This is a genomic window from Ruegeria sp. CE9 (assembly GCF_056537425.1).
In genome coordinates this window covers 218,499-231,666 of record NZ_JBQFRO010000007.1, presented here as the reverse complement: position 1 = coordinate 231,666, position 13,168 = coordinate 218,499, and the positions used below count along the sequence as shown (strand labels likewise).

11 protein-coding genes and 2 pseudogenes are annotated in these 13,168 nt (G+C 57.4%); 11 read left to right on the top strand and 2 right to left on the bottom strand.

Annotated features, from left to right (window positions below; genetic code table 11):
* Positions 1-317 precede the first annotated feature (317 nt).
* From ACR0B3_RS15215 to ACR0B3_RS15200, 4 genes are read left to right on the top strand one after another with little or no spacing between them, the layout of a single operon-like run.
* The gene (locus ACR0B3_RS15215) at positions 318-1,568 is read left to right on the top strand and encodes a sarcosine oxidase subunit beta family protein (protein ID WP_480809829.1); all 1,251 of its coding nucleotides are present in this window, start codon (positions 318-320) and stop codon (positions 1,566-1,568) included.
* Between the two features lie 12 nt (positions 1,569-1,580).
* A complete protein-coding gene (locus tag ACR0B3_RS15210) occupies positions 1,581-1,868 on the top strand; it encodes a sarcosine oxidase subunit delta (RefSeq protein ID WP_480809828.1) in 288 nt (95 codons plus the stop codon).
* Positions 1,865-4,825 (top strand): sarcosine oxidase subunit alpha family protein, encoded by a 2,961-nt coding sequence (locus tag ACR0B3_RS15205; protein ID WP_480809827.1) that lies wholly within the window; start codon positions 1,865-1,867, stop codon positions 4,823-4,825. Before ACR0B3_RS15210 ends, ACR0B3_RS15205 begins: the two co-directional genes overlap by 4 nt.
* Positions 4,818-5,384, top strand: a complete 567-nt coding sequence (locus tag ACR0B3_RS15200; RefSeq protein ID WP_480809826.1) for a sarcosine oxidase subunit gamma — start codon at positions 4,818-4,820, stop codon at positions 5,382-5,384. The genes ACR0B3_RS15205 and ACR0B3_RS15200 overlap by 8 nt, the downstream gene beginning before the upstream one ends.
* 4 nt (positions 5,385-5,388) lie before the next feature.
* Here the strand turns inward: ACR0B3_RS15200 and ACR0B3_RS15195 are convergent, their stop codons facing one another.
* Positions 5,389-6,423, bottom strand: coding sequence for a GlxA family transcriptional regulator (locus tag ACR0B3_RS15195; RefSeq protein ID WP_480809825.1), 1,035 nt, complete (start codon positions 6,421-6,423; stop codon positions 5,389-5,391).
* A gap of 177 nt (positions 6,424-6,600) precedes the next feature.
* On the opposite strand from ACR0B3_RS15195, the gene ACR0B3_RS15190 reads away from it, so the two are divergent.
* The 5 genes from ACR0B3_RS15190 to glnT all read left to right on the top strand — a co-directional run bounded on the left by ACR0B3_RS15190 (position 6,601) and on the right by glnT (position 11,767).
* The gene (locus ACR0B3_RS15190; RefSeq protein ID WP_480809824.1) at positions 6,601-7,251 is read left to right on the top strand and encodes a helix-turn-helix domain-containing protein; all 651 of its coding nucleotides are present in this window, start codon (positions 6,601-6,603) and stop codon (positions 7,249-7,251) included.
* A 176-nt stretch (positions 7,252-7,427) separates the two neighbouring features.
* Positions 7,428-8,324, top strand: a complete 897-nt coding sequence (locus tag ACR0B3_RS15185) for a class II glutamine amidotransferase (RefSeq protein ID WP_480809823.1) — start codon at positions 7,428-7,430, stop codon at positions 8,322-8,324.
* A gap of 1 nt (position 8,325) precedes the next feature.
* Positions 8,326-9,009: a protein GlxC gene (locus ACR0B3_RS15180; protein WP_480809822.1), complete on the top strand. Its 684-nt coding sequence runs from the start codon at positions 8,326-8,328 to the stop codon at positions 9,007-9,009.
* A gap of 4 nt (positions 9,010-9,013) precedes the next feature.
* Positions 9,014-10,357 carry an FMN-binding glutamate synthase family protein gene (locus ACR0B3_RS15175; protein ID WP_480809835.1) on the top strand — a complete coding sequence of 448 codons (1,344 nt, stop codon included), beginning with the start codon at positions 9,014-9,016 and terminating at the stop codon, positions 10,355-10,357.
* 81 nt (positions 10,358-10,438) lie between these two features.
* Complete coding sequence (glnT, locus tag ACR0B3_RS15170; RefSeq protein WP_480809821.1) at positions 10,439-11,767, top strand: type III glutamate--ammonia ligase; 1,329 nt, start codon at positions 10,439-10,441, stop codon at positions 11,765-11,767.
* Positions 11,768-12,107: 340 nt separating this feature from the next.
* On the opposite strand, the pseudogene ACR0B3_RS15165 reads toward glnT, so the two are convergent.
* Positions 12,108-12,248: pseudogene (locus tag ACR0B3_RS15165) on the bottom strand (FAD-binding oxidoreductase); the annotation flags it as partial.
* A 12-nt stretch (positions 12,249-12,260) separates the two neighbouring features.
* On the opposite strand from ACR0B3_RS15165, the pseudogene ACR0B3_RS15160 reads away from it, so the two are divergent.
* Together ACR0B3_RS15160 and ACR0B3_RS15155 are read left to right on the top strand one after the other, a co-directional pair.
* Positions 12,261-12,488: pseudogene (locus tag ACR0B3_RS15160) on the top strand (cryptochrome/photolyase family protein); the annotation flags it as partial.
* A 150-nt stretch (positions 12,489-12,638) separates the two neighbouring features.
* On the top strand, positions 12,639-13,136 hold the full coding sequence (locus ACR0B3_RS15155; protein ID WP_480809834.1) for an FAD-binding domain-containing protein: 498 nt from the start codon (positions 12,639-12,641) through the stop codon (positions 13,134-13,136).
* Positions 13,137-13,168: the final 32 nt, after the last annotated feature.

Here is a 13,168-nt window from a genome sequence, read left to right as displayed (position 1 = left end):
CCTTAAATGAGATCGTCACGACCTGCTCCTGTCATGTCCCAGCATGCGTTAACAGAACTGCGTTCGATCTGACAGGTGGGGACGAGTTCGCAAGAGAAGGGATACTTATCGAGTGTGGTAAAGGTTTGGCAACGTGGCTAATGTAATGCGCAAAAAAGCTGTATTTTGCGCTCTATGATCCCAAATTACAGATAAATTGAGCAATACGAGAAAGTTGAACACCTTTATGTCGCATCGGAACAATTGAACACCGCAAATCAGATGAACCCATGAATCAGGCTTCGTGCAATTTGTCATCAAACTGACACGAGAGACCCATGCGCTATTCCGGACTTCGGATCATCAAAGAAGCTCTGACAGGCCATAAAGGCTGGAAACCAGCCCGGCGCGACCCCGAACCGCGAAGCGAATACGACATCATCGTTGTTGGCGGTGGCGGTCACGGGTTGGCCACGGCCTATTATCTGGCCAAGGATTTCGGCGAGGCCCGGATTGCCGTGCTGGAAAAGGGCTGGATCGGCGGCGGCAATGTGGGGCGGGACACGACCATCATCCGCTCGAACTATCTGCTGGACGGGAATGAGCCGTTCTACGAATTCTCGCTGAAACTGTGGGAAGGGTTGGAGCAGGACTTCAACTTCAACGCCATGGTCAGCCAGCGGGGTATTCTGAACCTGTTGCATACGGATGCGCAGCGCGATGCCGCGCGGCGGCGGGGCAATGCGATGATCCTGAACGGGTCGGATGCCGAATTGCTGGACACCGATGGCGTGCGGGCGATGTATCCGTTTTTGAACTTCGACAACGCGCGCTTTCCGATCAAAGCGGGCTTGCTGCACCGGCGCGGCGGCACGGTGCGCCATGACGCGGTGGCCTGGGGTTATGCGCGCGGCGCGGATACGCGCGGCGTGGACATCATCCAGAACTGCGAGGTGACGGGCTTTCGCATTGAAAATGGAAAGGTGCAGGGGGTCGAAACCTCGCGCGGGTATATCGGGGCCAAAAAGGTCGGTGTTGCCCTTGCGGGCTCGTCCAGCCGCGTGATGGAGAAAGCTGGCATGCGCCTGCCCATCGAAAGCCATGTGTTGCAAGCTTTTGTCTCGGAAGGGCCGAAACCGGTGATCGACGGTGTCATCACCTATGGCGCGGGCCATTTCTACTGCAGCCAGTCGGACAAGGGCGGGCTGGTGTTTGGTGGCGATATCGACATGTACAACACCTATGCCCAGCGGGGGAACTTGCCGGTGATCGAGGATGTGGTTGAAAGCGGTATCTCTCTGATCCCTGCCTTGGGTCGCGTTCGCCTATTGCGGGCCTGGGGCGGGATTATGGACATGTCGATGGATGGCTCGCCCTTCATCGACCAGACCGGTATCGACGGGCTTTATTTCAACGGGGGCTGGTGTTACGGCGGCTTCAAGGCCACTCCGGCGTCGGGCTGGTGTTTTGCGCATCTGCTGTCCACGGACCGTCCGCATGAAACCGCCACAGCCTATCGTCTGGACCGCTTCCGCTCGGGCCACATCATCGACGAAAAAGGGCAGGGCGCGCAGCCCAACTTGCACTGACGGAGCTGATAAATGATCATTGAACATCCGCTTCTTGGCCCCCGCGACGCGCAGGAATTCGTCTATCTGGGCGACGCAGCGCTGATCGATCGCCCCGATTGGCAGGCCGAAAACGCCGCCGAGGCGTTTCACGACTATCTATACCTGCGCGACAACCCGGCGGGTGAGCATCGTGAGCTTTGGTATCACGAGCAAGGCGACCGGTCCTGGCTGGTGGTGACGCGTAATACGCTGACACATGAAATCACAAAAGTTGAAATGGCCCGGGATGTGGCTCGGGCACAGGGGCGCGGCAGATGAGCGGACAGATCAATCGACTGAAAGGCGGGCTGGTCGACCACGGTCAGGCCCTCAACTTTACCTTTGACGGCAATCGCTACCAGGGTTTGGCGGGCGATACGCTGGCCTCTGCCCTGTTGGCCAATGGCGTGCGCCTGATGGGACGGTCCTTTAAGTATCATCGCCCCCGTGGCGTGCTGACAGCCGGATCAGAAGAGCCGAATGCGCTGGTCGAATTGCGCGCAGGCGGCAGGCAAGAGCCCAACACGCGTGCCACCGTGGCAGAGCTATACGAGGGGCTGGAGGCGCGTTCGCAGAACCGCTGGCCTTCGTTGCAGCGCGATATGTTGGCAGTCAACGATCTCTTCAGCAACTTCCTGACGGCGGGGTTCTACTACAAGACCTTCATGTGGCCCAAGGCGTTTTGGGAAAAATTGTATGAACCCATAATCCGGCGCGCAGCGGGCTTGGGTAGCGTTTCGGGCGAAGACGATCCGGACGTTTACGACAAGGGCTTTCTGCATTGCGATCTGCTTGTGATCGGGGCCGGTCCTGCGGGCCTGTCTGCGGCGTTAACGGCCGGTCGGGCTGGGGCAAGGGTCATTCTGGCGGACGAAGATTTCGCGCTCGGCGGGCGGTTGAACTCGGAAACCTATACCATCGACGAAATGGCCGGTTCTGATTGGGCTGTCCGGGTCGTGGCCGAACTGACCACAATGGATAATGTGCGGTTGCTGCCGCGCACGACGGTGGTCGGCGCATTTGATCACGGCATCTATGGCGCTGTTGAACGCGTCGCCGATCACAAACCGGAACCCGGGGCCGAGGAGCCGCGTCAGATATTCTGGCGGATTTACTCCAAACGCCCGGTGCTGTGTGCCGGTGCAACCGAACGTCCGATCGCGTTTCCGAATAATGACCGGCCCGGGATCATGATGGCAGGGGCTGTTCGATCATACACCAATCGCTGGGCTGTGACGCCACATGAACGTGTCGCTGTTTTCACCAATAACGACGATGGTCATCGCACGGCTATGGATCTGATGGCGCAGGGCGTCAAAATTGCGGCTGTCATCGATACGCGGGCTGATGCGCCGGCGGTTCAGGGTGCCGAAGTCTTCGCAGGCGCGCAGGTGATCGGCAGCCAGGGACGTCTGGGTTTGGAGACCGTCACGATCCAAACGCAACAGGGTTTTACCCGCGATATCATTTGCGGATCTCTTGCAGTGTCGGGGGGTTGGAACCCGAATGTGCATTTGACTTGCCATAAGCGCGGACGTCCGCAGTGGAACGAAGCCCTGGCGGCATTCGTGCCAGGTGAGAACCTGCCTGTTGGGTTGTCTGTTGCCGGGGCCGCGGCAGGCGCGCTTTCCACCCAAGGGGCTCTGGAATCCGGGGCCGCGCGTGCCGCAGAGGCACTGGCCGATCTTGGCATTCAGGCAACTTCGAGCCCCGTTCCGCAGGCTGAGGATGCTCCGGTCAACCTGCAACCGTTCTGGTATGTAAAAGTAGGTAAAGGCCGGGCGTGGATCGACCAGCAAAACGATGTGACCGTCAAGGATGTGAAACTGGCGCATCAAGAGAACTTTGTCTCGGTTGAGCATCTGAAACGCTATACGACCCTTGGCATGGTGACGGATCAGGGCAAGACCTCGAATATGGGGGGGCTGGCGGTTATGGCAGAAATGACCGGCAAATCGATCCCTGAGACCGGAACGACGATATTTCGCCCGCCCTATACTCCGGTCGCAATGGGAGCGCTGGCGGGCAGTTCGGTCGGAAAACACTTCCACCCGACGCGTGAAACCCCCAGCCACAAATGGGCGGTCGAGCAAGGCGCGGTATTCACGGAAGTCGGCGACTGGCTGCGGGCGCAGTGGTTCCCGCGCACGGGCGAATCCCATTGGCGGCAATCGGTGGACCGTGAGGTGCTGCAGACCCGCAATTCGGTCGGGGTGTGCGATGTGACCACGCTGGGCAAGATCGACGTGCAGGGCGCGGATGCAGCGGCTTTCCTGAACGTGATCTACGCCAACGAGTTTGGGAAACTGCCCGTGGGCAAGGTGCGCTATGGGCTGATGCTGCGCGAGGATGGCATTGCCTATGACGACGGCACCGCCGCCCGGTTTGCCGAGGATCATTTTGTCGTGACCACTACCACCGCCAATGCGGTTCTGGTCTATCGCAACATGGAATTCGTACGCCAATGCCTGTGCCCGGATATGGATGTGCAGTTGATCTCAACCACCGAGGCCTGGGCACAGTTTGCCGTTGCGGGGCCGAACTCGCGCAAATTGCTGCAAAAGGTGGTGGATGCCGAATTCGACACCTCGAACGAGGCGTTCCCGTTCATGGCTTGTTCGGAAATCACGGTCTGTGGCGGTTGTCGCGCACGCCTGTTTCGGATCTCGTTCAGTGGCGAACTGGCTTATGAGATCGCGGTACCGACACGTTATGGCGATGCGTTGGTACGCGCTTTGATGGAGGCAGGCGAAGAATTCGATGTCGTGCCGTACGGAACCGAGGCCTTGGGCGTGATGCGTATCGAAAAAGGCCATGCTGCAGGGAATGAGTTGAACGGTACAACGACGGCGCTGAATCTGGGGCTTGGGCGCATGGTCAGCAAAAAGAAGGATTGCATCGGCAATACGCTGAGTGAACGCGAAGGGCTGAACGAACCCGACGCCTTGCGCCTTGTTGGCTTGAAGCCCGTTGATGCGGGCCAAGCGGTTGCTGCGGGCGGCCACCTGATGGCCAAGGATGGGCCTGTGGATGCCGCACATGATCAGGGCTACGTGACCTCTGCCGCGTATTCGCCAATTCTGCAGTCTTCGATCGGTCTGGCCTATTTGAAGAACGGCGCCGAGCGAATGGGCGAGGTGATGCGGATCGTTAATCCGCTGGAAGGCTCTGAAACCCATGTAGAAGTTGTCAGCGCCCATTTTGTCGATCCGGAAGGGGAGCGTTTGCGTGCATAAACTAAGAGCAATCACACCGCTTGGGGCGTTTGAACCGGCAAAGGATACGTTCGCAAACGTGTCCATTGCCGAGTTGGCAGACAGGGCTTTGGCCTCATTGTCAATGCGACAGGGTCACGAGGCGGAATTTGCCGGGCAAGCCAAGAACCTGCTGGGTTTTGATTTGCCGCAACCGGGGCATGCCGCGGTCGGGTCAGAGTATTCCGCGCTGTGGATCGGCCCGGACATCTGGATGATCGATGCCAGCTATGCCAGTCACGAAAATTTGTCAGTGGAAGTCAAAGCCGCAATGCAGCAGACGGCTTCGGTGGTTGAGCAGACAGATGGGTGGTGCCGTTTTGACGTGCGAGGCAGGGATGTGTTCCGCTTGTTCGAACGTCTTTGCAACTCGGACATCAGGGCGATGCAATCTCAGACGGTGACTCGGTGCGCTATTCACCACATCGGTTGCTACGTTTGGTGTCGCGACGCTGGTCAGGACTTTTCCGTGTTGGGCCCCAGATCTTCTGCGGGTTCCTTGCATCATGCGCTGGTAGAAACGGCTCAGACCATTTCCTGAACGGCTAATGCAGAAATGTGTTGCTTGTCACCCTGAACCGGTTGTGTTCCTGACGATCTTGCCGAGGGGTGGCACCGAACTGCTCGGTATACTGCCGCGACATTGAGGTCGGGCTGGTATATCCGACAGCATGGGCAATCGAGGTCAGCGAATCCCGAGTGTAGATCACTAGCTGCCGGGCTGCGCGCAGGCGCAAAAGGCGATAGTATTCGCCAGGACTTTGGCCAACCGCCTGACGGAAACTGCGTTCCATATGCCGGGCCGACACGCCGACTTGCCGCGCGACCTCACGTGTCGTCAATGGGAATGCAAGGTTCTCCGAGAACAGCGCAATCGCCTGTGAGACGTTATACGGCAGATGATCGGCTGTTTCGTCAGTGCTGAATGTCGGGGTCTTCTGCCGGATATTGGGATTTCGGATAGCCGAGTGCTGGAACCAGCAGGCGACCTCTGCCATTGTTGCATCGCCGAGCGCGGCGTCGATCACGTGCAACGCAAAGTCAAATGCCGAAGCCGCGCCGGACGCCGTACAACATCTGCGGTTAATGGCGATCACGTCATCGGTAATTTCAATTTGCGGAAATTCCGCCACAAATGCAGTGCGATAGAGCCAATGAACCGAACAAGTTTGGCCGTCCAGGACACCCGATCGCGCCAGTGGGAAAATGCCGCCGCTGACTGCGCACAGTGTGGTCCCGTGCCGGTACATATATCGCAGCTTGCCCGTCGTCGCCTGAGGGTTCGAAAATGTGCCGTCGGGCTCGGACAAAACGAACAGAAAATCAACCTCTCCCGCGGCGCTCAGCGCACCATCTGATTCAAAGGTGAGGCGCGCACTTGACTGAACCGATGCTCCGTCTTCGGAATACAGGGTCCATGAAAACTTCTCTTGCCCAGAGATTTCATTTGCGGCCCTAAGCGGCTCGATCACCGAAGACAGGCAGGCCATCGGGAAACCGGGCAACAAAAGGAACCCAATAGAAAACTGGTCTCGCCCGTCAAATTTCAGATGGTTCAAAGGAGCTGAGATCTGGTGCATGACAGCCTCTGATATCTACAAAATGCCACACTGGTCCGGGCAATCGCCACGGTATCGAGCACGATAGCAGAAATATCCCTGCTGTGAAACAAATTATCCTGATAGGGCAGGCTACACAAACACTACCGACCTGTGCGATGGTTGCCGGGAACGTTGAGACGGATCAAGAGGGACCCGATGACGCAGACGGATAAAACTGACGAAGCGGCGGTGCTGTCGCAGGACCCGCACAAAGTCAGGGACAGCGGCGAGAAAAATCTGGAAACCGCTATCGGTCGCGAAATCAAGGCGTTGCGGTTGCAGCAAGGCATAACAATCGCGGAATTGTCGGCATCGACCGGCCTGTCCATCAGCATGTTGTCCAAGATCGAAAACGGCGCGACCTCAGCGTCGTTGACGACATTGCAGTTGCTGGCCGATGCGCTGAGCACGCCTATCACCTCGTTTTTTCGACGTTATGAGGAAACCCGGAATGCTGTGCACACCAAGGCGGGCGAGGGTGTTGAAACAGAAAGGGCTGGCACCCGAGCGGGACATCAATACAACCTGCTGGGTCATCTGGGGGCAAATGCCAGCGGAGTGGTTGTGGAGCCGTACCTGATTTCGTTGACCGAAGAATCGGACCGATTCCCGACGTTCCAGCATGACGGAATTGAAATGCTGTATATGTTGGAGGGTGAAGTCGACTATCGCCATGGCGACTCGATCTATTCTCTCAAGCCCGGTGATACACTTTTCTTTGATGCGGACGCGCCGCACGGGCCCGAAGGGTTGGTGAAATTGCCGGCCAAATACCTGTCGATCATCTCGTATCCTCAGACCAGTTGAATGCCAACGCATTGATTTCAATGGTGCCCAGTCCAACCCGCTTGCCGGTATCTATGGTGCTTGTCACTTTCACAATCTCGGAATTTTCCCCACAGGAAAAATTATTTCGTGCTGTTGCGTTTTAAAAACCGTGCTGCTAGTGTCTTCTCGACGAACTTTTCAGAGGGCAAAAGCTGATGTGTGGAATTGTCGGTCTGTTTCTCAAAGACAGGGCATTGGAGCCTGAGCTAGGCGCGATGTTGACGGATATGCTGGTTACGATGACGGATCGTGGCCCGGACAGTGCAGGAATTGCGATCTATGGCGCAGAATCGGATGGCGCTGCCAAGCTGACGGTGCAGTCGGATTCGCCGGATGTAGACTTCGCAACTCTGGCTGCGGATCTGGGCGCTGCGATTGGCACGCAGGTTTCGCTGCGCTCCAACGATACGCACGCTGTACTGGAACTGGACAGCGGCAAAGTTGATGAAGCACGCCAGGCTGTCCGTGAATTGCGCCCGGGTATGCGTGTAATGTCGGATGGCGAAACCATCGAAATATACAAAGAGGTGGGTCTGCCCAAGGACGTGGCCGAACGCTTTAGCGTATCGACCATGGGCGGCAGCCACGGAATTGGCCACACGCGCATGGCGACCGAGTCTGCTGTGACCACCGAAGGGGCTCACCCGTTCAACACCGGCGCGGATCAGTGCCTGGTGCACAACGGGTCGTTGTCGAACCACAATTCTCTGCGTCGCAAACTCAAGCGCGAGGGCGTGCGGGTCGAATCGATGAACGACACCGAGGTGGGCGCATCTTACCTGACTTGGAAGATGCAGAACGGGGCTACTCTGGGCGAAGCGCTGGAAAGCAGCCTTGAGGATCTGGACGGGTTCTTCACCTTTGTGGTCGGCACAAAGGATGGGTTCGGCGTCGTCCGTGACCCGATCGCTTGCAAACCAGCGGTGATGGCTGAGACCGATCAATACGTCGCGTTCGGCAGCGAATATCGCGCATTGGTCAATTTGCCAGGTATCGAAGACGCCAAAGTCTGGGAACCCGAGCCCGCAACCGTCTATTTCTGGAGCCACTGACATGCAGACTTATGATGTTGCAGAAAACGGCCTGCGCGGATTGAACTCGATCCTTCAGGCGCAAAGCAAAAAGACCAACCAGACCAATTGGGAAGTGCAGAATCCCAAGGGCAGCCACGCCATTGCCGTTGGTCTGGACGCTCCGATTGAGGTGACGGTGAAGGGCTCAACCGGCTACTACTGCGCGGGCATGAACCAGCAGGCGACCATCAAGGTCGAAGGCTCGGTGGGCCCTGGCGTGGCCGAGAATATGATGTCCGGCACCGTTATCGTCGATGGTGACGCCAGCCAGTATGCCGGTGCGACCGGCCATGGTGGCTTGTTGGTGATCAAGGGCAATGCCAGTTCGCGTTGTGGGATTTCCATGAAAGGCATCGACATCGTTGTGCATGGAAACATCGGCCACATGTCGGCCTTCATGGCACAGGCGGGCAACCTTGTGGTCTGCGGAGATGCCGGTGATGCCCTGGGAGACTCGTTGTACGAAGCACGGTTGTTCGTGCGCGGTTCGGTCAAAAGCCTGGGCGCGGATTGCATCGAGAAAGAGATGCGGCCTGAGCATATCGAAATTTTGACTGGCTTGCTGGAGCGCGCCGGATCGGACGCTAAGCCGGATGAGTTCAAGCGTTACGGCTCGGCACGTCAGCTTTACAATTTCGACATCGACAACGCAGCCGCTTACTGAGGACATGGGAATGAAAGATTTGGATCAGACCATCCCCCGCACCATGCCGATCCAGTCGGCGACCTTTACCAACCCAATCAACGCGGAAATCCGGCGTGCTGCTGCTACTGGCATCTACGATATTCGCGGTGGTGGTGCCAAACGCAAGGTGCCCCATTTTGACGACCTGTTGTTTCTGGGTGCATCCGTCTCGCGCTATCCGCTAGAAGGGTATCGCGAACGCTGCGATACCTCGGTGACGCTGGGCACGCGTTTTGCCAAGAATCCTATCGAGTTGGACATTCCTGTCACCATTGCGGGCATGAGCTTTGGCGCTTTGTCCGGTCCTGCAAAAGAGGCCTTGGGCCGAGGGGCATCTATGGCCGGGACATCGACCACGACGGGTGACGGCGGTATGACACCTGAAGAACGTGGCCATTCGTCAAAGCTGGTGTATCAATACCTGCCGTCACGCTATGGCATGAACCCGAACGATCTGCGAAAGGCCGACGCGATTGAGATCGTGGTCGGGCAGGGCGCGAAGCCTGGCGGCGGCGGCATGTTACTGGGCCAGAAGATCAGCGACCGCGTGGCCGAGATGCGCACGCTGCCCAAGGGGATCGACCAGCGCTCGGCCTGTCGCCACCCAGACTGGACCGGACCGGATGATCTAGAGATCAAGATCCTCGAACTGCGTGAGATCACCGATTGGCAGGTGCCGATCTACGTCAAGGTCGGCGCGACCCGACCCTATTATGACACTGCTCTGGCGGTGAAAGCTGGAGCTGATGTTGTGGTGATGGACGGGATGCAGGGCGGCACGGCAGCCACGCAGGACGTGTTCATCGAACATGTGGGCATCCCGACGCTCGCCTGTATTCGCCCTGCCGTTCAGGCGCTGCAGGATCTGGGTGTGCATCGCGAAGTGCAATTGGTGATCTCGGGCGGCATCCGCACCGGGGCTGATGTGGCCAAGGCGATGGCCCTGGGCGCGGATGCGGTGGCTATCGGCACGGCGGCTCTGATTGCTCTGGGTGACAATGATCCAAAATGGGAATCTGAATACCAGAAGCTGGGCACCACCACCGGGGCCTATGACGATTGGCACGAAGGACAGGACCCGGCGGGTATTACCACGCAAGACCCGGAGCTGGCCAAACGCCTGGACCCGGTCGAGGCCGGACGGCGGCTGCGCAACTACCTGAAGGTGATGACGCTTGAGGCGCAGACCATCGCGCGGGCCTGCGGTCACAACCACCTGCACAATCTGGAGCCCGAGGATCTGTGTGCCCTGACGTTGGAGGCGGCTGCGATGGCAAAAGTGCCTCTGGCAGGCACCGACTGGTATCCGGGCAAGGCCGGGTTCTGATCTGAAATTAAAAAGGCGCGGCCCAAAAGGGCGGCGCCTTTCTTCTATTGAGACACAAAAACAGGGAAAGGAAGGCCGACCATGACGACAGATCTGGCAGCTTTCGCCAAAGAAAACGGCGTCAAATATTTTATGATTTCGTTCACCGACTTGTTCGGTGGACAGCGGGCCAAGCTAGTGCCCGCGCAGGCCATCGCCGACATGCAGGAGGAGGGCGCAGGGTTTGCGGGCTTTGCCACCTATCTCGACATGACCCCGGCGCACCCCGACATGCTGGCCGTGCCGGACCCCTCGTCGGTGATCCAACTGCCTTGGAAGCCCGAGGTCGCCTGGGTTACGGGCAATTGCGTGATGGAGGGCGAGGATGTCGCCCAAGCACCCCGCAACGTGCTGCGTCGCCTGATCGACGAGGCCGCCGCAGAAGGCTTGCATGTGAAAACCGGGATTGAGGCTGAATTCTTCCTGCTAACCCCGGATGGCGAACAGATCAGCGACCCGTTCGATACCGCTGAAAAGCCCTGTTACGACCAGCAGGCCGTGATGCGCCGCTATGATGTGGTGCGAGAGATCTGCGATTACATGCTGGAATTGGGTTGGGGCCCGTACCAGAACGACCACGAGGACGCAAACGGCCAGTTCGAGATGAACTGGGAGTTTGACGATGCTCTGCGCACCGCTGACAAGCATTCGTTCTTTAAATTCATGACCAAATCGGTGGCCGAAAAGCACGGTTTCCGCGCGACTTTCATGCCTAAGCCGGTTGAAGGTTTGACAGGTAATGGATGTCATGCCCATATCTCGGTCTGGGATGCGCCGGGCGCGGACGCCAAAACCAACGTCTTTGCGGGTAAGGGTGACGGCCCGACCGGTGAGGTTGGATTGGCCGAACAGGGCAAGCACTTCCTGGGCGGGATCATGAAGCACGCCAGCGCGCTGGCGGCGATCACCAACCCAACTGTGAACTCGTACAAACGCATCAACGCTCCGCGCACGATGTCGGGTGCGACATGGGCTCCGAACACAGTGACATGGACTGGCAACAACCGCACACATATGGTCCGCGTCCCCGGACCGGGTCGGTTCGAACTGCGCCTGGCCGATGGTGCGACAAATCCCTATCTGCTGCAGGCCGTGATCATCGCCGCCGGGTTGTCAGGCATCCGGTCCAAAGCAGACCCCGGCCGTCGTTACGACATCGACATGTATGCCGAAGGCCATACTGTCAAAGACGCACCTAAACTACCCCTGAACATGCTGGATGCGCTGCGCGACTATGATAAGGATGCAGAGTTGAAAGCCGCCATGGGCGAAGAATTCTCAGCGGCTTATCTAAAGATGAAGCACCAGGAATGGAACTCGTTCGCTAGCCATTTCTCACGCTGGGAAAAAGAACACACGCTGGATATCTGATCCCGCCTGCTGACGCGGTTTGTCTTTCGATCATGCCGAGTCCAGAACTTTCATGTCGCCGGAGTGTTCGTCGCGCTCCGGCGGCATTTTTTTGCATGTTTGGGGGGATAGAAGCGTCAGGAATCTTGGCTAATGTTCGAACAGAACCGTCAACGTAAGTATCTCAGTGTTCGGTCATTTTCGACCTTTGTGGATCGCTTAGTAGATTTTGGCGAGCGTTGAACTTGTTAGTCAAATGAAACAGGAGGCTGGTTTAAACCAAGTTTAGGAGTTTGGTTTTATTGAAACTTCAACTGAACATTTCGAATGCACCCAGAATTTTGCATTCTGAGAACTGAACCTAAATTATTTTTCCTGGATTGAACAACCCATAGGGGTCAAGTGCGTTTTTTATTGCTCTCATTATTTCCACCGTTTCACCAAGCTCTGCTACTAAAAACTCTTTTTTGCCCAAGCCGATACCATGTTCACCTGAACAGGTAAGGGCCGCAAACGTTGGTTCATGGCAGAGTTCTACAAAAGCCAGCGCCGTCGTCTGGACGTGCTGATGGTCGGTGATCAACCAATGAGTGGCCAGTGGAGCTTTGACGAAGATAATCGCAAAAAAGTTCCCAAAGCGCTGCTGGGCAGTCTGCCCTGGATCGATTGGCCTGCGCATGACGCCATTGACCACGCCGCAAAGAATGGTGTCATCACAGAATTTCTGGATGCGCTTGGGTCGCTGGACAGGCTCTACTACCCGACCTCGCACAGGGCGGCCGCGGATTGGTTAAAACAATTCCTCGAACGCCGGTTTGATCGGTTTGGGGATTTCGAGGACGCGATCGTCGAAGGGGAAAGCTGGCTGTGGCACGCGGTTCTAACTCCCGCTTTGAACATCGGGCTGCTGACGCCCAGGCAAGTACTGGGCGCAACACTTGAACACGCGCAGAAACGGGATATTCCCATCAACTCGGTAGAGTGGTTTGTCCGGCAGATCATTGGCTGGCGAGAGTTCATGCGCGCCACCTATGAACGCCTTGGCGTCGAGATGCGAACCACCAATCACTGGGACCATTGCCGCAAGATGCCCGCCTCGTTCTACGATGGCACCACCGGCATCGACCCGATTGACGACACGATCAGGCGCATACTGCGGAGCGGCTATTACCATCACATCGAACGCCTGATGGTCCTGGGTGGTTTCATGTTCCTGTGCGAGATCGACCCAGATGAGGTTTATTGCTGGTTCATGGAGATGTTCGTGGATAGCTATGACTGGATTATGGTTCCAAAAGTTTATGCAATGAGCCAGCATGCCGACGGTGGGCTTATCACCACCAAACCCTATTTTTCTGGTTCAAACTATATCCGAAAGATGAGTCATTGAGGCAAAGGGCCTTGGGCAGAGGTTTGGGATGG